The 19,877-nt window shown below is 49.4% G+C and carries 16 protein-coding genes; 10 read left to right on the top strand and 6 right to left on the bottom strand.

Annotated elements, in window-relative coordinates:
- The first annotated feature begins 19 nt into the window (after positions 1-19).
- From ACN0S4_RS05045 to ACN0S4_RS05025, 5 genes are read left to right on the top strand one after another with little or no spacing between them, the layout of a single operon-like run.
- Complete coding sequence (locus tag ACN0S4_RS05045; protein WP_417656628.1) at positions 20-2,185, top strand: FAD-dependent oxidoreductase; 2,166 nt, start codon at positions 20-22, stop codon at positions 2,183-2,185.
- An 8-nt stretch (positions 2,186-2,193) separates the two neighbouring features.
- Positions 2,194-3,330 carry an ABC transporter substrate-binding protein gene (locus ACN0S4_RS05040; RefSeq protein WP_417656627.1) on the top strand — a complete coding sequence of 379 codons (1,137 nt, stop codon included), beginning with the start codon at positions 2,194-2,196 and terminating at the stop codon, positions 3,328-3,330.
- Entirely contained in the window at positions 3,327-4,958 is a 1,632-nt protein-coding gene (locus ACN0S4_RS05035; RefSeq protein ID WP_417656626.1) for an ABC transporter permease subunit, read from the top strand. Before ACN0S4_RS05040 ends, ACN0S4_RS05035 begins: the two co-directional genes overlap by 4 nt.
- A complete protein-coding gene (locus ACN0S4_RS05030) occupies positions 4,955-5,623 on the top strand; it encodes an ATP-binding cassette domain-containing protein (RefSeq protein WP_417656625.1) in 669 nt (222 codons plus the stop codon). Before ACN0S4_RS05035 ends, ACN0S4_RS05030 begins: the two co-directional genes overlap by 4 nt.
- Positions 5,620-6,225, top strand: coding sequence for a CDP-alcohol phosphatidyltransferase family protein (locus ACN0S4_RS05025; RefSeq protein ID WP_417656994.1), 606 nt, complete (start codon positions 5,620-5,622; stop codon positions 6,223-6,225). The genes ACN0S4_RS05030 and ACN0S4_RS05025 overlap by 4 nt, the downstream gene beginning before the upstream one ends.
- Here ACN0S4_RS05025 and ACN0S4_RS05020 read toward each other — a convergent pair.
- The 4 genes from ACN0S4_RS05020 to metG form a co-directional block, all read right to left on the bottom strand.
- The gene (locus ACN0S4_RS05020) at positions 6,188-7,027 is read right to left on the bottom strand and encodes a sterol desaturase family protein (protein WP_417656624.1); all 840 of its coding nucleotides are present in this window, start codon (positions 7,025-7,027) and stop codon (positions 6,188-6,190) included. The two genes, ACN0S4_RS05025 and ACN0S4_RS05020, sit on opposite strands and share 38 nt — an antisense overlap.
- Positions 7,028-7,045: 18 nt before the next feature.
- On the bottom strand, positions 7,046-7,432 hold the full coding sequence (locus ACN0S4_RS05015) for a histidine triad nucleotide-binding protein (RefSeq protein ID WP_417656623.1): 387 nt from the start codon (positions 7,430-7,432) through the stop codon (positions 7,046-7,048).
- 83 nt (positions 7,433-7,515) lie between these two features.
- A complete protein-coding gene (locus tag ACN0S4_RS05010) occupies positions 7,516-8,700 on the bottom strand; it encodes a class I SAM-dependent rRNA methyltransferase (protein ID WP_417656622.1) in 1,185 nt (394 codons plus the stop codon).
- On the bottom strand, positions 8,700-10,724 hold the full coding sequence (gene metG, locus ACN0S4_RS05005) for a methionine--tRNA ligase (RefSeq protein WP_417656621.1): 2,025 nt from the start codon (positions 10,722-10,724) through the stop codon (positions 8,700-8,702). Before metG ends, ACN0S4_RS05010 begins: the two co-directional genes overlap by 1 nt.
- A 151-nt stretch (positions 10,725-10,875) precedes the next feature.
- Between metG and ACN0S4_RS05000 the strand changes: the two genes are divergently transcribed.
- Both ACN0S4_RS05000 and dcd read left to right on the top strand, forming a co-directional pair.
- On the top strand, positions 10,876-11,946 hold the full coding sequence (locus tag ACN0S4_RS05000) for an Mrp/NBP35 family ATP-binding protein (RefSeq protein WP_417656620.1): 1,071 nt from the start codon (positions 10,876-10,878) through the stop codon (positions 11,944-11,946).
- A 24-nt stretch (positions 11,947-11,970) separates the two neighbouring features.
- On the top strand, positions 11,971-12,567 hold the full coding sequence (gene dcd / locus ACN0S4_RS04995; protein ID WP_417656619.1) for a dCTP deaminase: 597 nt from the start codon (positions 11,971-11,973) through the stop codon (positions 12,565-12,567).
- Between the two features lie 79 nt (positions 12,568-12,646).
- Here dcd and ACN0S4_RS04990 read toward each other — a convergent pair whose 3' ends face one another.
- Entirely contained in the window at positions 12,647-15,307 is a 2,661-nt protein-coding gene (locus tag ACN0S4_RS04990) for a M14 family zinc carboxypeptidase (RefSeq protein WP_417656618.1), read from the bottom strand.
- Positions 15,308-15,319: 12 nt separating this feature from the next.
- Positions 15,320-16,216, bottom strand: coding sequence for a gluconeogenesis factor YvcK family protein (locus ACN0S4_RS04985; protein ID WP_417656617.1), 897 nt, complete (start codon positions 16,214-16,216; stop codon positions 15,320-15,322).
- 285 nt (positions 16,217-16,501) lie between these two features.
- Between ACN0S4_RS04985 and ACN0S4_RS04980 the strand changes: the two genes are divergently transcribed.
- The 3 genes from ACN0S4_RS04980 (at position 16,502) to ACN0S4_RS04970 (ending at position 19,802) form a co-directional block, all read left to right on the top strand.
- Entirely contained in the window at positions 16,502-17,488 is a 987-nt protein-coding gene (locus ACN0S4_RS04980; protein WP_417656616.1) for a DUF4382 domain-containing protein, read from the top strand.
- A gap of 139 nt (positions 17,489-17,627) precedes the next feature.
- The gene (locus ACN0S4_RS04975; RefSeq protein WP_417656615.1) at positions 17,628-18,125 is read left to right on the top strand and encodes a DUF192 domain-containing protein; all 498 of its coding nucleotides are present in this window, start codon (positions 17,628-17,630) and stop codon (positions 18,123-18,125) included.
- A gap of 3 nt (positions 18,126-18,128) precedes the next feature.
- Positions 18,129-19,802 carry a M28 family metallopeptidase gene (locus ACN0S4_RS04970; protein ID WP_417656614.1) on the top strand — a complete coding sequence of 558 codons (1,674 nt, stop codon included), beginning with the start codon at positions 18,129-18,131 and terminating at the stop codon, positions 19,800-19,802.
- Positions 19,803-19,877: the final 75 nt, after the last annotated feature.

Below are 19,877 nucleotides of genomic sequence, written 5' to 3'. Positions count from 1 at the left end.
ATAGGGAAGTGCAACGAAAGTGAGCCTCACAACAAGTTGGAAGAAGCTGCTGATTGCAGTACTTATTATTGCTGCCATTGCCGCGAGTATCTTTTTTGATGTTACGCAGTATTTAACCTTAGAACAGTTGAAGCAGCAGCAGAATCAACTCGCTAGTTGGCGAGATGACCACATGTTGGTGTTATTTGCGGCGTATTTTGGTGTCTATGTGCTGGCGACAGCGTTGTCGATTCCCGGTGCGATTATACTGACGCTTGGAGCTGGGGCGGTATTTGGACTCGGCTTGGGTTTACTACTCGCGTCATTCGCCTCTACCTTGGGCGCAACTTTAGCGTTTCTCAGCGCTCGCTATTTGTTCCGCGACTCACTGGAGCAACGCTTCTCCAAACGTTTAGAGTCGATGAATCAAGGCATTGAGCGTGATGGTGCTTGGTATTTAGCGACTCTGCGCTTGGTACCCTTATTCCCATTTTGGATGATTAACCTGCTGATGGGGGTGACCAGAATTCGCCTGTGGACCTATTATTGGGTGAGTCAAGTGGGTATGCTGGCCGGTACAGCCGTGTACGTGAACGCGGGAACGCAACTGGCGCAGGTGCAGCGAGTCGGCGATATCGTCTCTTTCGAATTGTTATTGAGTTTCGTATTACTCGGAATTTTCCCACTGATTGCGAAGTGGTTGGTCGGCGTGCTCAAAGCACGGAAAGTGTATCAAGGATTCAAGAAACCGCGGCGCTTTGACGATAACCTTTTGGTGATTGGCGCGGGTAGCGGCGGGCTGGTCAGTGCCTATATTGCAGCAGCGGTGAAAGCCAAGGTAACCTTGGTTGAGAAGCACAAGATGGGTGGTGATTGCCTAAACACAGGTTGTGTTCCCTCTAAGGCTTTATTGCATGTTGCGCATGGTCGACATGCGGCGGCGCAACTAGCGAAGCAGGGCGCCCCAGTCGATCTCAAGCCGATTCAGTTTACGCAAGTCATGGACTCTATTCATGACGTGATTCGCGCCATTGAACCGCACGATTCTCCAGAACGCTATGAAAGCCTTGGTGTGAATGTTGTGCAAGGTCATGCACGTTTAGTATCGCCGTGGGAAGTTGAGATCACCGATTCGAACGGGACGACCTCAACAAGAACAGCCAAGTCGATTGTATTGGCAACCGGAGCACGGCCTTTTGTCCCTCCGATTCCTGGGTTAGAGAGTGCTGCCTATGTCACATCCGATAACTTGTGGGCGTTGCGTGAACAACCGCAACGACTCGTCGTGTTGGGCGGTGGCCCAATTGGGGCAGAGTTAGCCCAGGCATTCGCACGGTTAGGAACGGCTGTAACTTTGGTTGAAATGCAAGAACAACTCTTGCCGCGTGAAGACGCAGATGTAGCAGCTTTGGTAAAACAGCAATTCGAAGCGGATGGCATTCAATTGCGTTTAGGTTGGAAAGCTGTTGAGGTGAAAACTGGAGACAAGCAGACACTGGTCATTGAACGTGATGGTCAACTCGAGTCGATAGCCTGTGATCTCATTCTGGTTGCAGTGGGTCGCGCAGCCAATCTGAACGGCTATGGACTTGAAGAGTTGGGCATCGAAATCGAGAAAACGATAGTGACTAACGGTTTCTTACAAACAACCTTGCCGAATATCTACGCCGTCGGTGACGTGGCAGGCCCTTATCAGTTTACCCACACCGCGAGTCATCAAGCTTGGTATGCGGCTGTGAACGGTCTATTTTCGCCCTTCAAGAAGTTCAAAGCCGATTACAGTGTCATTCCATGGGCGACATTCATTCAACCGGAAATTGCAACAGTGGGGCATACCGAGCGTTCTGCGCAGGCCGCGAACATTGAGTACGAGCTGACCACTTACGGTATCGATGATCTCGACCGCGCTATTGCTGATGATGCAGCCTACGGTATGGTGAAAGTACTTACGGTGCCGGGTAAAGATAAAATCATCGGGGCGACCATTGTCGGTGCGCATAGTGCAGACCTGCTTGCTGAGTTTGTGTTGGCTATGAAACATGGGCTAGGATTGAAGAAAATTCTGGGCACGATTCATATTTATCCAACCATGGCCGAAGCCAATAAGTTTGCAGCGGGGAACTGGCAACGCGCGCATGCACCAGAACGTGTATTGGCGTGGTTAGCTTCATTTCATCGCTGGCGCCGTGGTGGTAAGGACGATTGAGTTTGACGATGAAATCAATCTGGCAATCTGCAGTGCTGGCGCTGTTGCTGCTGAGTACACCTGCGGTTGCTGATACGACTTGGAATGAGACTGTAGCCACCGCGCGTGGGCAAACAGTCTATTTCTATGCGTGGGGTGGCTCTAGCGAGGTGAATGACTATCTGCGCTGGGCATCCGAGGAACTCGACGAACGTCATGATATCGAACTGGTGCATGTCAAAGTGGCTGATGTTGCTGAAGCTGTGTCGCGAATTTTGAATGAAGATAGTTCAGCCAGTGCTGTCGACCTACTCTGGATCAATGGCGAGAACTTTCACCAATTGAAAGATGCTGGTCAATTACTGGGCAACTTACCGAAGCGAATTCCGGCTGCTCAAAACATTCTCACGGACATTCCATGGCAATCGGATTTCGGTGTTCCTGTTGATGGCTTCGAATTGCCCTGGGGGATTGGACAATTTCATTTGATTGTTCGAACCAGTGCCGTTCAAGATTTCATTGAAGATGGACGACTACAGCCTCAAAATCTATTAGCGTTTGCGCGACAGAATCCGGGTCGACTCAGTTATCCAAAGCCTCCAGAATTTCATGGCACCACCTTTCTCAAGAGTTTGTTGCTCGCGTTGAACGAGGATCCCGAGGTGTTTTTACAACCACCGTCGGGTTCGAGTAGCCAAACGCTGCAACTCTTATGGGACTACCTCGATACATTGCATCCTTTGCTCTGGCGGAGCGGTCAAGACTTTCCCAATGGCGCTGCATTTCAGCAGCAAATGCTCGCTAATGGTCAGCTTGATATTGCGGTGTCATTTAACCCGCAGGAGCTGACCGTTGCGAATATGCAAGGTCGACTGCCGGGTGGCTTAGAACGAGTGGTATTAGGCAATGGCGCGATAACAAACAGCCACTATTTAGCCATTCCAAAACGGACTCGGACTCCACAAGCAGCGCAGGTGGTGGTTGATTTTCTGCTGAGTCCAGAGGCCCAATTGTGCAAACGCGATGTGTCAGGGTGGGGCGATCCAGCGGTTGTCAGCTTACCCGAGGACACGCAGGCGTCGTCATTACTGCCTGCTGTTGCTGAGATGCACATTGGCTGGGTTGAGCGTATTGAGTCCGGTTGGTTAGAGCGCTACCAACAATGAAGTATCCGCAGTTACTGCTGATGATGGTGGTCATGGTTGTTGCCGTGCCACTGCTTCTGATTATTCCGAGTTTATCGGAGTTACTCTGGACACTCGATCTCAAGCAGGTGATCAGCAAGTTGATCAACTACCCCGGATTTTTCACGATGCTGTCACAGTCCATACTGACAGCGCTCGTTTCCGTTAGTGTCGTTACCGGTCTTACACTCATCAGTGCGCGGTATTTATTAGCGCTGAAGCAGAGTGGTCAACAAACTAATCAGCACAAAACACAACACAGTTGGCTAGGTATTTTGAGCATGCCACATCTGGCATTTGCCGTTGCGTTGTTATGGCTGGCAGCGCCAACGGGTTGGTTATGGCGTTTGATACCCGTTGAGACACCTTGGATGCCATGGTTTGACCGCCAATACCTAGTGAGCTTATGGATTATCCTAATCGCGAAAGAATTACCTTTTATGTGGTTTATGACCTTGCGAGCATTACAACAATTACCACTCGAACGATGGCTATTGATTGGTCGTAGTCAGGGACACAGTGAGACACGAACTTGGTGGCTCATTGTCATTCCCGCATTGGTACAACGATTGCGCTTACCATTGTGTGTGGTTGCGGTATATAGCCTCACGGTTGTTGATTTAGCACTCTTTGCCGCACCGCAAACCCCTGCACCATTAGCTGTTCAGGTTGTGCAATGGCAGCTCCAGTTTAATCCGCTCAGTCAACAGTTAGCTGTGGTTGGTAGCGTAATGTTAGCGCTATTAGCTGTGTTGGTATGTGGTTGGGTTCGCCTGCAGGAATGGGTCTTGTTTACTTGGGCGCAACGTCTGTTGTCACGTGCTGTGACGAAAAGCGAGTTGATACTGTTAAAAATTAGCCGAGTAGGGAGAGTGTTGCCCTCAGCTTTTATGGGTCTAGCAATCCTATTATTGCTTGCGCTGGTCGCGTTGGCGCATGGTCGCGGCTGGTTTTATCCAGCGTTGCTACCACAACAGTGGGACTTCACCCTATGGCACAGTGAATGGTTATTCCTAGCCATGGGAGCTTGGCGTGCATTCTGGATAGCTGTGGTAGTGGCGAGTATCAGTTTGGCCTTGTGTATTGTGACTGCAGAGTGGCAGCGCGCGCGACAACAGAAAATACCTATGGCGCTGTTACTACTGCCATTATTCATTCCGCAAGTGTTTCTAGTTTTGGTGTGGATACCGTGGACGGACACGAATCTGTTTTGGGTGGCATGGGCACATGTCCCATTTTCCTATGCCTATGCACTACTAGCATATTTACCTGCCGAGGAACGTTTTGAACAACGCTATCTGCAACAAAGCCAAACCTTTGGTTACTCGTTTTGGCGGGCTTGGTGGGCAGTAAAACGACCACTTCTCAAAGTGCCACTGTTAACGGCCTTCGCACTGGCAATGCTCGTCAGCATTGCTCAATATGTTCCAACACTGTTAATCGGTGGTGGGCGAGTGTCGACGTTGACGACAGACTTTGTTGCACTCAGCAGTGGTTCCAATAGTTCTATGCAGGCACTGTATGCGCTGACCATGTGGTTGTTGTGCGCACTGGTGTTGGTGGTGCTCAAACCGAGAGCAACCGCTGCTCGCGAGGGGGAGATACAATGAGCGATACGGTGGTACTCAGCACCAGTCCAATTCACTTTCGTTGGCGCGATCATCAGGTGGAGGTGCCAGCATTGCAAGTCAATGCGGGTTGCACATTAGGTGTCATGGGCCCGAGCGGAAGTGGTAAATCGACGTTGTTACGTTGGTTACTGGGTGATGCACCGAATTACGTAAAAGTGTTGGGTAAAATCTATGTTGCTGGTGAGCGTGTGGATGAGCTCGCTATTGCGGAACGTTCTATGGGAATTGTCTTTCAAGATATCTTGTTGTTTCCTCATCTCTCAGTCATTGATAACCTATTATTTGCGCTGCCGCGTGCGCAACGGAAACTTCCTCGTCAAGACCAAGTCGAGCATGTGCTCGCCGAGCTGGAACAAGTGCAATTGGCAAAGTATGCGCAGGCATTACCCACAGCGCTGAGCGGTGGTCAACGTGCTCGTGTCGGACTACTACGAGCATTGTTGAACGAGCCGCGGGTGTTGTTGCTCGATGAGCCGTTTGCTGCACTCGATCAATCGCTTCGCGAACGTATTCGCGACTGGGCATTTCAACGCTGTCACGAACGCGGTATCGCGACCGTCATGGTCAGCCACCAAAGCGATGATTTTGCAACGGCGACCGACAATCAGGTGGCTGTTATGCAATGGCCGGAGTCACAGCTGTGATTGATCCATTACTCAATAAAACCTTACGTCCCATTCTCGCGAAGCTGGCTCGTCCATTGGTTGCTCGTGGCGTTCGGGCCGATCATGTCACCATGGCTGGATTTGGTTTAGGTTTGCTGGCGGTGCCGGCGTTGGCAATGCAATGGTATGGGCTAGCATTGGTTTTGATTCTCGCTAATCGCGTTGCCGATGGACTCGATGGAGCCGTTGCACGTTCGACCACAACCAGTGATGCTGGCGGCTATATTGATAGTGTCTTTGATTTTATTTTCTACTCCGCCATACCCTTCGGATTTTTGCTGGCTGATCTCGAGCAAAACGCCGTAGCTGCAGCGTTTCTCATGTTAACGTTTATGGGGACGGGTGCGACATTTCTAGCCTTTGCTGCTGTGGCCTCGAAACGTGGTATCGATAATCCGAACTATCCAAACAAATCACTGTATTACATGGGTGGAATTACTGAAGGATTTGAGACGATTCTGGCTTTTGTCGCGTTTTGCGTCTGGCCGCAGTGGTTTCCGGCGTTGGCTCTTAGTTTCGCGGCATTGTGTTGGCTGACAGCGGCTATTCGGTTGTGGTCGGGGTATCAGACTTTACGTTAGTTTCGCGTGTCGGTGCGGCGCGAAAAGGATTCGTAAGCAATGACCAAAAGCCAGCAGATTCACGTTCATTTTCATACTCTTTCAGGCCGATTTTGATGCCATCGGAGCCATCTTTCGATTGTGCGGTGTAGGTTCCAAATAAGCGATCCCAGACCGAAAAATTAAAGCTAAAATTGCTATCCGTTTCAATCGGACGTTGCGAATGGTGAATACGATGCATCTCTTGTGTCACGATAAGCATCCGTACCGGTTTTTCAAGCCAGCGCGGTAACGCAACGTTGCCATGATTGAAAAGGGACGTTGCGTTCAAAACAACTTCAAAAATGAGAACAGCAATGGCAGGAATGCCAAAAGCAACGACGACCGCAATTTTGATCAGCATACTCAATAGAATTTCGATGGGATGAAAGCGCAGGCCGGTACTGACGTCAAAGTCGAGATCGGCATGATGGACTCGGTGCAAGCGCCATAGCCATGGGATACGGTGAAACAGGCGGTGTTGCCAATAGATAGCGACATCAAGCAGCAGAAAACCACTGACCAGCGCCATGACGGTGCCTGCGTTTAGCGCATGCAATACACCAAAGCCATTGGTCTCTGCCCAAAATGCAGCGCCGATAGCTCCTGCCGGGATGAGTAGCCGCAGCAGCACGCTGCTCACAACGACCATGCTGAAATTAGTCCGCCAACGCAGCGCTTTAGCAACTCGATTAGATCGTTTCGGGCTCAGGAACTCCCAACCGGCCATCACCAACAGGACACCTAAAAAGCAACCTAAGCGAATCCATAACTCGGCACTCATGATGCGTGGCTCATAGCTCTAAACTTGTTTGGGCTGATGATTTGCAAACGGCGGCCAGCCCATAGTGACACCAGCCAGCAGATGCAAGTGAATATGGTAGACCGACTGCCCACCATCTTCATTACAATTCATAACGACCCGATAGCCAGCTTTCGCAAAACCAAATTGAACAGCAAGTTTAGCGGCTACCACATAAAGATGACCAACCAATTCACGATCATCCTCAGTAATGTCGTTGATCGTCGCAATCGGCTTTTTCGGAATAATCAATACATGCACAGGGGCTTGCGGATTAATGTCCCGAAATGCCAAAGCATGCTCATCTTCATAGACAATGTCTGCTGGAATCTCACGATTGATGATCTTCGTAAACAGTGTTGTATTTCCCGCTGTTTCATTCGTCATAGCCAAACTCCGTTGTCATTCTTACTCTAATAGTACCAAGTGTAGTCGAATAATGATCAGGCTTGCAGACTCCCAACAGATAATCAACCGCGGAGGACGAGTCCTTTGAGGTAGAGCGATTCTGGGAAATTGGTGCGCACTGGATGATCGGCGCCTTGGAACAGGCGCTCGATGATATGCATAGGGCGCTTAGCGTCCAGAGCAGCATCAGCGACGACTTTTTGGAATAATTCGCCTGATAGTAGCCCTGAGCAGGAAAAAGTGAATAGCGTGCCACCTGGCTTCAAAATCATGCAAGCGAGTCGGTTGATGTCTTTGTAGCCGCGGCATGCGGACATCAAGTTGGCTTTGCTATCAACAAATTTGGGTGGATCTAGAACAATCACATCAAATCGCTCACCGGTATGGTGGAATTGACGCAATGCCTCAAAAACATCGATTTGTTGGTTGGTAGGTGCCGGTAGCTGATTGCGTTCATGGTTCAAGGTTGCTTGCGTTAATGCGCTCTCAGACACATCCAAATTGACGACTTCACTGGCTCCAGCTTGGGCAGCAAACACTCCGAAACCGCCGGTGTAACTGAACGCGTTTAATACCCGCTTACCTTTGGTGTATTTCATGATGGCTTGCCGACTATCCCGTTGATCAAGGTAATAGCCGGTTTTATGGCCTTTCAGCAGGTCAACCCCGAGCTCAATGCCGTGCTCTTGAATCCAGATGACGTCATCGATGGTGGCATCGGCTTGCTGATGGAGAACTTGAACGATGGGCTCTAAACCTTCTTTGCGCCGCACATCGACGTCTGAGCGTTCGAGGATGCTGCATTCTGGAAAGCATTCGCGCAACGCAGCAACAATCGCTTCGCGCCAGAACTCAGCACCAGCGCTGAGTAATTGGCAGACGAGCCAGTTGTCGTAGCGGTCGATAGTGATACCGGGGAGCTCGTCCGATTCAGCAGCGACGACACGGTATGCATTGGAATTCAACGCCAGACCGCTGCGCAACTCTTGCGCCGCTCGAATACGCGTTAAAAAGAACTCAGCATTAATGCTATCGCGTTGACTGAAACTCCAGATCCGTGCACGAATTTGTGATTGCGGTGACCAAGCGGCGTAACCCAACCAGTCACCCTCAGAACTGTGCACCGACACGGTCTCACCAGATTTCGGTTTACCTTTAACGCGATCGATAGCACCGCTAAATATCCAAGGGTGCAGACGCCGTAATGATTTGTCTTTGCCAGGACTGAGATGGACGGTAGCGACCATTACTTAACTCGCATTCCAGGTTTCGCACCTTCATGCGGATTCAGAATCCATAGATATTCACCACCGGGACCTGCAGCGAGAACCATGCCTTCGGACAGACCGAAACGCATTTTCCGTGGTGCTAAATTTGCGACCATAACGGTATGTTGGCCAATCAGTTTTTCTGGGGCATAGGCTGATTTGATACCGGCAAAGACTTGGCGTGTTTCACCGCCTAAGTCTAAGGTCAGTTTCAGTAACTTGTCTGCGCCCTCGACATGTTCGGCGTTGGCAATCAACGCGATACGCAAATCAATTTTAGCGAAGTCATCAAATTGAATTTCAGCACTGATGGGATCTTTTTCAAGTTCACCATTGGTGGTTGCTGCTGGCGTTGGCGCTTGCGTTTTGCTGTCTTCAATCATGGCTTCTATTTTTTCCATTTCAATGCGTTGTAGTAGTGCTTTAAAGGGCTCGATGGCGTGACCGAGCAATAATTCACGATGACTGTCCCAGCTAAAGGAATCATTCAAGAAACCTTGCACGCGCACAGCTAATGCAGGGACTACTGGCGTGAGGTAGATCATCAGTAAGCGGAATAAGTTGATCCCGATCGAGCAAATTTCATGCACTTCATCGAGCTTTTCTGGATCTTTGGCAAGCTGCCATGGCTCTTTTTCGGCAATATAGAAATTTGCCTTGTCAGCCAGTGCCATAATGTCTCGCATGGCACGCGAAAACTCGCGTTTCTCGTACAAGGTTGCGAGAGAATCACCAGCACTTTGAAACTCATCAAGTAAGCTTCGGTCCGTTAACTCTGTTTTTAATTGGCCAGCAAACTTTTTCTGAATAAAACCAGCACATCGGCTAGCAATATTGACAACTTTACCGACTAAATCAGCATTCACGCGCTGCGCAAAGTCCGTCAGATTCAAATCTAAATCATCAATGCGACTGGTGAGCTTGGCGGCAAAATAATAGCGCAAATAATCTGGGTCGAGATGGTCTAGATAGGTACGCGCCATCACAAATGTCCCTTTCGATTTGGACATTTTGGTGCCATTTACGGTAATGAAGCCATGAGCCCAGACATTGGTAGGTTGGCGGAAGTCCGCACCTTTGAGCATGGCGGGCCAGAACAGACTGTGAAAATAAATGATGTCCTTGCCAATGAAGTGATAAACCTCAGCCTCGCTACCGACTTTCCAGAAGGTATCAAAATCAGCGGCACCAGTACGGTCACAGTAATTCTTAAACGAGCCCATATAACCAATCGGCGCATCCAACCACACGTAGAAATATTTGCCGGGAGCGTCAGGAATTTCAAAGCCAAAGTAGGGTGCATCACGACTGATATCCCAACGCTGCAATCCAGACTCAAACCATTCGTTGAGTTTATTGGCCATCTCGTCTTGTAATGACCCCGAGCGGGTCCAAGCCTTGAGCATGTCCTCAAACGCTGGCAGGTCGAAAAAGTAATGTTCAGATTCACGTAATACTGGAGTAGCGCCTGAGACTGCTGACTTAGGGTTTTTTAGCTCAGTCGGCGCATAGGTTGCGCCACAGACGTCGCAGTTATCGCCATACTGATCGGTCGCGCCGCATTTCGGGCAGTCGCCTTTCACAAAGCGGTCTGGCAGAAACATTTTCTGTTCTGGGTCAAACAACTGTTCGATGGTTTTGGTTTTAATATAGCCATGGTCACGTAAACGGGTGTAAATCAGTTCCGCTAACTCACGGTTTTCAGGACTATGTGTCGAATGATAGTTGTCGAATGCCACATGGAAATCGGCGAAGTCAGCCTGATGAGCTTGATTCATGTCCGCAATCATTCGCTCTGGCTCAATACCAAGTTGTTTGGCCTTCAGCATAATCGGTGTGCCATGAGCGTCGTCGGCGCAGACAAAATGACACTCGTTTCCACGCAATTTTTGGAAGCGCACCCAGATGTCCGCTTGGATATAACCTAGCATATGGCCGATATGAATCGGACCATTGGCATACGGCAGGGCATTGGTGACCAAAATCTTACGCGGAGCTGTCATTCAGAGTCCTAGTTTATCGCTGTGGAAAGACTGCAAAGTGTACCCGAATCAAGCGTGGCAATCCAGCTACACTAGCCGTATCATGAGCGGATTCGTAAGCGTTAGAAAGAACTCAGAAGTGCTCGATTGTATTTCGGGAAAGGAGTGTGGTGTGTTCGATTGGATGAAGCAAAAAGCGCAGAAAAAGTCAGCCTCAGTAGACGGGGCGCAATGGAGCCAAGATGAAGTCGATGCATTGGCGCAAATCAGACTGCCGAACTGGCCTGAGTCACCGTCACTCGAATGGTTTCAGCGCACTGGCTCCAACCAAGCGCTGCTGACTTTGCCTTTTGCAGCACCGGCAACAGTTTTAACGCCGCTATTTGAACATAGCCTGTTAAGTCGCTTTGACTGGTCGCTCCGTTGCGATATTCGTAAACTCCCTAACTCACAGCCTGATCTGCCGATGATATACGGTAATGTGGTGCTGATTGCCTCGGGCAAAGGGGGCGTTGGAAAGTCGTCAGTCACCGCACAGTTGGCCGTAGCGTTAGCTCGTTTTGGTGCCAAAGTAGGCGTTCTGGATGCAGATTTGTACGGACCATCGATGCCGACCATGTTCGGGCAACCAGAACAGAAATTGGTGTTCAACGAACAACAAAAAATGATTCCGCATCACCGCGCTGGTGTGCACGTCAGTTCACTCGGTTATTTAAGTGATGCGAAGGATGCCGCTATTTGGCGAGGACCAATGGCCAGTGCAGCACTGCAACAGTTGATGCGCGATACCAAATGGCCGGCGTTGGATTACTTATTGGTCGATTTACCGCCTGGGACTGGTGATATTCAATTAACCTTCGCTCAGAAACTCCCGATTACTGGTGCGGTTATAGTCACAACGCCACAGACGATTGCGCTGGCTGATGCTTACAAGGGCATCACAATGTTCCGTAAAGTCGGGGTTCCGATCACGGGCTTGATTGAAAACATGAGTGGTTATACCTGTCCAAAGTGCGGCCATCACGAAGATCTCTTTGGTCATTCTGGCGGAGCCGAGACGGCTGCCGCGGAAAACGTACCGCTGCTCGGGCAATGGCCGCTCGATAGAGGCTTACGTGAGAGTTTGGATGCAGGTCAAGTCGACGCCATATTGGCACAGTCGAGTAGCTTGGCCGCCACGATTGAAAACTCTGCTGCTCGTTTAGCCGCGCAGCTATACCTGCAAGCGCAGGATCGGGTATAGTCAGGCTTCAAGGAGAAAGAAACTATGCGTTTGACCGATCGACAAATTGAAAGCTACCTAGATCAAGGCATTATCCATCTCGAGCCACGACCCAAATCCGCCGATATCACTGGTGTGACAGTCGATATTCATCTCGGAAATGAATTTCGAGTGTTACAAGACCATGCCGCACCTTTTATCGATATCAGTGGACCCCGCGATGATATCGAGCGTGCCATTGAACAAGTGATGAGTGAAGCGATTATCTTGACTGAAGATCAGGCTTTTTTTATTCACCCTGGCGAGTTTGCTTTGGCAGTCACTCATGAATCGGTGACGTTACCTGATAATATGGTTGGCTGGTTAGATGGTCGCTCGTCATTGGCTCGACTTGGACTCATGGTACATGTCACTGCGCATCGAATCGATCCAGGTTGGTCAGGGCAGGTCGTCCTCGAGTTCTTTAATAGTGGGAAACTTCCGCTCGCTTTGCGTCCACTGATGAAAATTGGGGCATTGAGCTTTGAGTTGCTTGATGAGCCTTGTTTACGCCCTTACAGCAAACGTAAAGACGCGAAGTACAAAGATCAACGTGGAGCGGTTGCATCGCGCATCAGTGCTGACGATACCAGCGACGATTAGGCTACAACGTTCATATTCAAGTTATAAAAAAGGCGTTGCCGCTGGAATAACGGCAACGCCTTTTTTCATTTCGTGGTGGTTAACGCAGAGGTCGCGCGTGCGCAGAGCCGCCAAAGATGGCGTTCATCAATAGCAAGTTCATGCCGTCAAGGTACGCACGATAGGTCGGTTCTTGTGTAAACGAGACCAACATCCCACGGCCGTGCGGTTGCCACATCAACACTGGCTTATGTGCCAACTGTTGTTGATTTTCCGCCCACAGGTAGCCACTAGCAACAACCCGGTCTGCTGCTGCATAGTTGACGATATTGCGGCCGTTATCAATGGTTAGTGGACGATAAATGTCATTGCCGACAGTAATGCTGACCACCTCAGGCTTAACGCCCGCCGCCAACCAGTGGTCTTGGTCTACTTCACCGCGAGCGAGAATACCGGCGGTCCAATACGGATCAGCCTCGTCTGCTTGAATGTAGTGAGCAAGGTCTCTGGCGGTTTCAAGAAGTAATCCGTCCACACGGTTTTCGTCACCATGGCCGGGTTCTTTATCGGTAATGGCAGCTTCACGAGCGCTGGCAAGAAGGTCGTTATCGACAGCCCAACGTGTCGCAGTTCCCAGCGTGATGAGAACGCCACCTTTCTGCACCCAGTCTTTCAGGTTAGCTAGCCCACTTTCGCCCAGTGCATGAGAGAAGTTGCCAGCCAGAGCGGGTAAGATCAAGACTTGATAGTGACTGAGGTTGGAACGTGCCAACTGCTCCGTGCGAATAGCCGTCACTGGATAATTGAACTGTTGTTCGATCACAAAACGAGTGTGACCGGCATTTAGGCTTGAGAATGGCTCATCCCAGGCCATGGCAACGTTCGGTGCATGAACACGATTGACGTTCATAGACCCAAAGTTTGGTCCCTCGAGAACCCAACTGCGATCCACGCCATCAACCTGTGCGCCGCTTTCACGAGCAAGTTCGAGCACCGCTGCTGCGAGGTTCGATTCATTCTCAGCATGAGTCAAAATCAAACTTCCTGCAGGGTAGGTTTTGCCGTTCACATGTTTGAACGCAAGATCACTTTGCTTCACATGTAACCCAGCGCGCAGGGCTGCAGTGAGGAAGCGGCCCGCATTCATATCGCCCCAAGCAACTATGTAACCTAGTTTCGCATCGGCGTTGGTAACACTACCTGACTCAATCAGACGGCCATCAACGGCGATTTTGTCGACGGATGGGACGCTATTACAGGCATCAATATCGACGTTGAACATGAGTGGTAATGACCATGCAGTCACATCGTAGATTTCGTCCGGTAAATTGTTCGCACGTCGCTCTTCTTGATCATCGATAAACGGCTGATCCATATCGATGCGTTCGTCTAATAAGGTGCGCACCATATACTGTGCGGGTTGTGCGCCATCGACGATATAGCTGCCGGCTGGATAATTATTGCCACATACTTTGAATGACTCGGTCGCTTGGTTCACTTCGACACCATGCTGCACCAACAATCCTGCTAACTTGCGTGCTGCTGCCGCATCGTCGGTGCCAGGAATGATGCGAACGCGATTGTCGCTGCCACGGCCGTCGCGAATAGCTTGGCTGCGGTAGTTCCAAAAATTCTGAAAGAGTTGCTGACGATTTTGAGACGCGCTCTCAATAGTGGCAACAGACGCAACAAAGTGACGTTTAACACCGTCACCGTAGGTCAAAATGGTGCCATCTTTGGTACGCCATTTATGTCCACGCGCAGAGGCCATTTCATAGGTCATTGCGAGTGAACCGTGATAAAGCGGCCAACTGGCTCCGTAACCTGGATAAAACGCATCGAAGATTTCGCGCGTAAAATACTGATAGCCGCGTTCATCAAACCACTTGGCGTTATTTTCACCAATTTGCCATAACGCTTCGCGCTGCGTTTTGGTGATCAGCGGGTTATAAGGACGCGCTTCAGGAGTAAAGTAGTAGCTGGTGTCACCACCCATCTCGTGTAAATCAACAAAAATCAACGGATAGTAATCGAGTAATGCATCGACTTGTCCGGAAATTTCAGGCTGCGTTAAAGCTATCCAATCACGGTTCATGTCGAACAAATAATGATTACTGCGACCACTCGGCCACGGCTCATTGTGTTCTGCGGAAATGCGATCTGCGCTATGTTCTAACCCCGCCGTCATATAGTATCGGCTCACAAAACGACCGCGGCCGTCAGGATTCTGCAATGGGTCAATGAACACCATGGTGTTATCGAGCATTGTCTGTGTTGCTTGATCCTCAGCCGCTAACAGGTGATAAGCGGTGAGTAGGGCAGCTTCTGGTGATGAAATTTCATTGCCATGGACACCATACGACAACCAAATACTTGCTGGCATGCTTTGAATTAGCTGCTCGGCTTCTGCGGCGCTCGTCTGCCGTGGGTCTGCAAGCTGTTGCATTCCCTCACTAAATGAATCTAGATTGGCAATATTGTTGGCGCTAGAAATGATCGCGAAAAATAGCGGACGGCCTTCCCAAGTTTTCCCGTAATATTTGAGTTTTACTTGGTCTGGATGCGCTTTCGCGAGCTCTTGGAAGTAGTCATGGATAGCTTCAGGGCTACTGATTTTCTGTCCAGTTGGATACCCCAATGTTGCCTCTATACTAGGCGTGCTTGCAGCATACGGCACTTCTAAACCGAGTGTATCTGCGACTGTTGAGGTAACAAAACAAGAGGCTACTGCGAGCGCAGAAGCTAAAGCTGTTCGTTTCATGCCAATTCCTTCTTAGACTTGTTTGATGTTGGCGCGCTTAGGTAACTTATGAGCCAGCAGGGTAAGCGATTGCTCCAGAGCGCGACATAAGCCTGATGCGCAATGGCGATGTGGCTCTTGAGGCTGCTGTTGATGCAATTGAACCCATGGCTTATCGATGTCTGGATGCGGATTGGAACTAATAATGAGGTCAACGACATCGACTCCCAATTGTTCTTCCATCCATTGTAATCGCTCAGCCAGGCTCACTTTCCCCGCAGGACTTTGTTCAGGTATGAGATTATCAATAAAAACTACAGGAGCCTGACTATCTGCGACAGTCTGCGCGAATTCCTCTACTAATAACGGCGGCATGACTGACGTCAACAAACTTCCTGGACCGAGGATAATCAGATCGCTGCGGCGCAGGTGGCGCAGTGCTTCAGGTGTCGCTGGTACAGATTTGGATAAATGTAGTGACGCCGGCATGTGCAGCAAACCATCGACATGCAGTTCGCCGAAACAATGTAACCCTTCTTTAGTGCTTGCGACTAAATCGACGGGGCTCTCAGACATCGGTAAGAGTCTGATATCCACATTCAACAGCCGTGATAGTAATTGAATGCCGTCTACCGGACGCGCACTTAATTGCTCGAGTGTATATAAAAGTAGGTTACCGAAATTATGACCCACCAGATGATGATCTTCATTAAAGCGATAGTTTAGGACTTCGCGGGCAAGCGGTTGAGTCGTTAATTGTGATAGACAATTACGGATATCACCCCAAGCAATACACTCGGTATTTCGTCGCAATAAGCCACTCGCTCCGCCATCATCAGTGGTCGCTACAATACCTATCAGGCGACGATTCAGGAACGATAATGCCGAGAGCACACGTCCCAAGCCGTGGCCTCCGCCGATGGCAGTCACGCACCGCAGGTCTGTCAATCGGAGTGTATTAGAAGCGTCGGATACAGACGCTGCAGTATCATTCATGTTAGGTGATTGTTGTTCGCTGCCATAAAAGCTACTTTATGCTGATACGAAGCGACAATCAATTCCTATAACGTATTGTATAAATTTTTGTCTAACTCCAGCCCTCTCATAACAACCAGAGCTTGTGTGTAAAGCTCGTGTAAAACGACTCGACCTCGTTTTTAAAGAGTCTAGACTAACTACCACTATGATAGTACGCATATTGGCGAGGAGCTATTTATGTTGAAAAGCAATAAAATAAACTATAGTACGGCAGCTGTACTAGCGTCATTAGGTCTCAGCGCCTGTGGTGGTTCAGACTCAGAACCAACAACGAGTGACCGCGCTCGTTTGAATCTCGCAGTCAGCGATGCACCAGTCGATAATGCCGATAGTGTTTGGGTTTGTTTCTCCGCTATTGAGTTGGTCGGAAACGGTGAGGGTACGCAAGTATTCGAAATTGGTACGGACACCAACACCATCGAAGAAAATGATGTATGTAAGGATGAGGCCGGTGAAACTATCGCGAATACTCGTGGCATCAACTTACTGGAATTTACCGGTTCCGAATCAGAATCACTGCTATCCGGTGTTGACGTCAAAGCAGGGAGCTATGGCCAACTGCGTTTAGTTATGGCTGAAGGTTCTCACGTTGTAGATGGTGACACGACTATAGGCTTGCGAGTGCCATCGAATGAATTGAAATTTGACGGTCTTACGCTGGCCGCTGATAGCACAGCGAATTACACCGTCGAATTCGATTTGCGGATGGCTCTCGTGAATCCAGTAGGTCAGGATGGTTATTTATTGAAACCACGTGGTGTGCGCTTAGTCGATAACCAAGAGATTGGACATATTGAAGGCACCATTGCGGAAGCGCTATTGATTGCGCAGGAGTGCACAGTTGCGCCAGCAGATCTCAGTGAACCGGTCGCTACGGTATACCTGTATCCCGGTCATGACTTAGATGTAACCACATTAGCCGATAATGGTGGTAGCGAGGGATTGGAAGCCTACGCCTCAACGAGTGTGAACTTCGATGGTGCAACAGACTACAATTTTGAGATTGGCTTTGTTGTTGCAGGTGATTACACCGCGGTTTGGACTTGCAACACCAATGACGACCCAGAAGTTGATGATGACATCAGTTTAATTACTGATGGCTTACAAGAAATTCAAGTATCTGCAGAAGGCGAAGTTACCGTAATTACTTTCGGTGCGGAATAGTTTGCCTGTGTTTTAGTAAGCCTGAGATAGAAATATCTCTCCCGTTCGGGGCTCCTTATTTGGAGCCCCTTTTTTTACCTTTCGTTCAACAGTCATTCGCGCGATACTTAGATTGAATTGCTTCTGTAGGAATATACTTATGCGTCATAGTTATCATCTGTCGGTTCTCAAAACCTGTGCTATCGGGAGTCTGTTGGTGTATTCAAGTGTTGGGATGTCACAAACGTCTTTGAATACCAACCTCGAAACTACAAAGCTCTGTATTGCTGGACATGAACCTACCTTGACCGTCGAAATTGCCGATACATTTGAGAGTCGCGCCCGTGGTCTCATGGCGCGCGAGTCATTAGCTGAACATGCCGGTATGTGGTTTGTGTATGAGACGGAACGACCAGGGAATGCTGGTTTTTGGATGTTTAATACCTACATACCGCTAGATATTGCTTACCTCGATGAGCAGGGCAAGATTTTAACCATCATTCCAATGGAACCTTGCCCAAGTATTGATGCACAACGCTGCCCAGCCTATGATCCTGGTGTGAGCTATTTCAGTGCGCTGGAAATGAATATGGGTTACTTCGACAAGTACGATATTCAAGTCGGTGCGACCATTCAAGAATGCAACGAAGGAGAATAATAAATGCAAAAACACTTGGTATTGATTGCGGGAGGCTTGTTGTTAAGCGCCTGCAGCCCAGCGGCTGATGAGCCTCAGGTGAGTCAATCGGAACCTGCTGTGCAAGTGGATCCGTACAATTTTAACGAGAACTACCGCGGCTATTTAGAGACGCTGAGTTCAGACGAATTCGCGGGTCGTGCGCCGGCAAGTGTTGGTGAAGAAAAAACGGTCGCATTCGTGGAAGGCAAGTTCCGTGAGTGGGGACTCAAACCCTACAACGCTGACGACAACAATTATCAACAGCAAGTACCCCTCGTCAAAATGATGCCCTACAAAGTGTCAGATATGACTTTTAGTAGCGATGATCTAGAGCCTCTGGCGTATCGCACACAAATGATGGCGTGGTCGCCGCGCGTAATGGAAGAAGTTGCTATTGAGAACAGTGAATTAGTATTCGCTGGCTATGGCATCGTGGCACCGGAATATGGCTGGAACGACTATGAGGGCTTGGATGTCGCTGGCAAAACCGTCGTCGTTTTGGTGAACGATCCAGGCTATGACACGCAAGACCCAGAAGTTTTTAACGGTAAAGCGATGACGTATTACGGTCGCTGGACCTATAAGTTTGAAGAGGCTGCTCGGCAAGGTGCTGAGGGCGTGATTGTTATTCATGAAACGGGTCCAGCTGGTTACGGTTGGGGAGTCATTGCAGGCGGGTCGCCGCTGCGCTTTGATTTAGCCAGGGACAATAACAACATGGACCGTACTGCCATCGAAGGCTGGATTACCGATGAAGGTGCAGACCAACTGTTTGCTCGAATCGGTTCTTCTTACACGGAAATGCGTGAAGCTGCACAACAACCTGACTTTGAACCGGTTTCTTTAGAAACTGGACTGTCTGTCTCTGTCAGCACTAAATTTGAATATCTTAATTCACCTAATATCATTGGTTACATCGAGGGTAAGTCACGGCCTGAAGAACATGTAATATACATGGCGCATTGGGATCACATGGGCGTTGACCCGATTAATCCTGATGATGGAATTTTTAACGGTGCGCAAGACAATGCTAGCGGAACCGCAGGCGTCATGGCACTCGCTGAATTTTGGTCGAGCCAGCCGCAACCCGAGCGTTCCATTGTATTTGTCCTCGTTACGGCTGAAGAGCGGGGACTGTTGGGTTCGAATTGGTATGCGAACAACCCGATGTTGCCTGTTGGCAAAGCGGTTGCAGGCATCAACATGGATGTTTTAAACGTCTATGGTCCTATGAACGATATGGTCGTGGTTGGATACGGTAACTCTGAAGTGGAAGAGTTGCTGACTAAGTATGTTGAGCAACAGGGCCGCTACGTAGCGCCTGAACCCAATCCTGAGGTTGGCTCGTTTTACCGCTCAGATCATTTTAATTTAGCCAAGGTTGGTGTGCCGATGCTGTATGCGAAGGGTGGCATTGACCACTTCGAGCTTGGTAAAGAGTATGGTGCTCAGAAACGTGCTGAATACGTACAAGTGGCCTATCACAAACCAGCTGACGAATATGATCCTGAGTGGGACTTACGTGGTGTTCAGCAAGATTTGTGGTTGTATTATTGGGTCGGTGAAGAGCTAGCGAATAGTCAAGTGTGGCCGAATTGGTACGCAGGCAATGAATTTCGCGCTATCCGCGATGAATCGGCTGCGTCACGTCAGTAAAATCGGGTACAATAGAACTCTTTTTTGAGTCAAGCGGCAACCGCTTAGCCGGTTTGCCGCTTTTTTTATGGAGTA

The sequence above is a fragment of the Pseudidiomarina aestuarii genome, assembly GCF_048263735.1.
Classification (GTDB): Bacteria; Pseudomonadota; Gammaproteobacteria; order Enterobacterales; family Alteromonadaceae; genus Pseudidiomarina; species Pseudidiomarina aestuarii_B.
The sequence above is the reverse complement of the archived record's forward strand: the minus strand, read 5'-3'. Positions and strand labels throughout refer to the sequence as shown.

Excerpts from the sequence above, each read along its gene's own strand:
- metG (WP_417656621.1), bottom strand. The coding sequence starts at position 10,724 with ATGACAGCTCCGCGTAAGATTTTGGTCACCAATGCCCTGCCGTATGCC.
- ACN0S4_RS05015 (WP_417656623.1), bottom strand. The coding sequence starts at position 7,432 with ATGACGAATGAAACAGCGGGAAATACAACACTGTTTACGAAGATCATC.
- ACN0S4_RS05020 (WP_417656624.1), bottom strand. The coding sequence starts at position 7,027 with ATGAGTGCCGAGTTATGGATTCGCTTAGGTTGCTTTTTAGGTGTCCTG.
- ACN0S4_RS05010 (WP_417656622.1), bottom strand. The coding sequence starts at position 8,700 with ATGGTCGCTACCGTCCATCTCAGTCCTGGCAAAGACAAATCATTACGG.
- ACN0S4_RS04970 (WP_417656614.1), top strand. The coding sequence starts at position 18,129 with ATGCAAAAACACTTGGTATTGATTGCGGGAGGCTTGTTGTTAAGCGCC.
- ACN0S4_RS05030 (WP_417656625.1), top strand. The coding sequence starts at position 4,955 with ATGAGCGATACGGTGGTACTCAGCACCAGTCCAATTCACTTTCGTTGG.
- dcd (WP_417656619.1), top strand. The coding sequence starts at position 11,971 with ATGCGTTTGACCGATCGACAAATTGAAAGCTACCTAGATCAAGGCATT.
- ACN0S4_RS04990 (WP_417656618.1), bottom strand. The coding sequence starts at position 15,307 with ATGAAACGAACAGCTTTAGCTTCTGCGCTCGCAGTAGCCTCTTGTTTT.
- ACN0S4_RS05035 (WP_417656626.1), top strand. The coding sequence starts at position 3,327 with ATGAAGTATCCGCAGTTACTGCTGATGATGGTGGTCATGGTTGTTGCC.
- ACN0S4_RS05040 (WP_417656627.1), top strand. The coding sequence starts at position 2,194 with ATGAAATCAATCTGGCAATCTGCAGTGCTGGCGCTGTTGCTGCTGAGT.
- ACN0S4_RS04980 (WP_417656616.1), top strand. The coding sequence starts at position 16,502 with ATGTTGAAAAGCAATAAAATAAACTATAGTACGGCAGCTGTACTAGCG.
- ACN0S4_RS04975 (WP_417656615.1), top strand. The coding sequence starts at position 17,628 with ATGCGTCATAGTTATCATCTGTCGGTTCTCAAAACCTGTGCTATCGGG.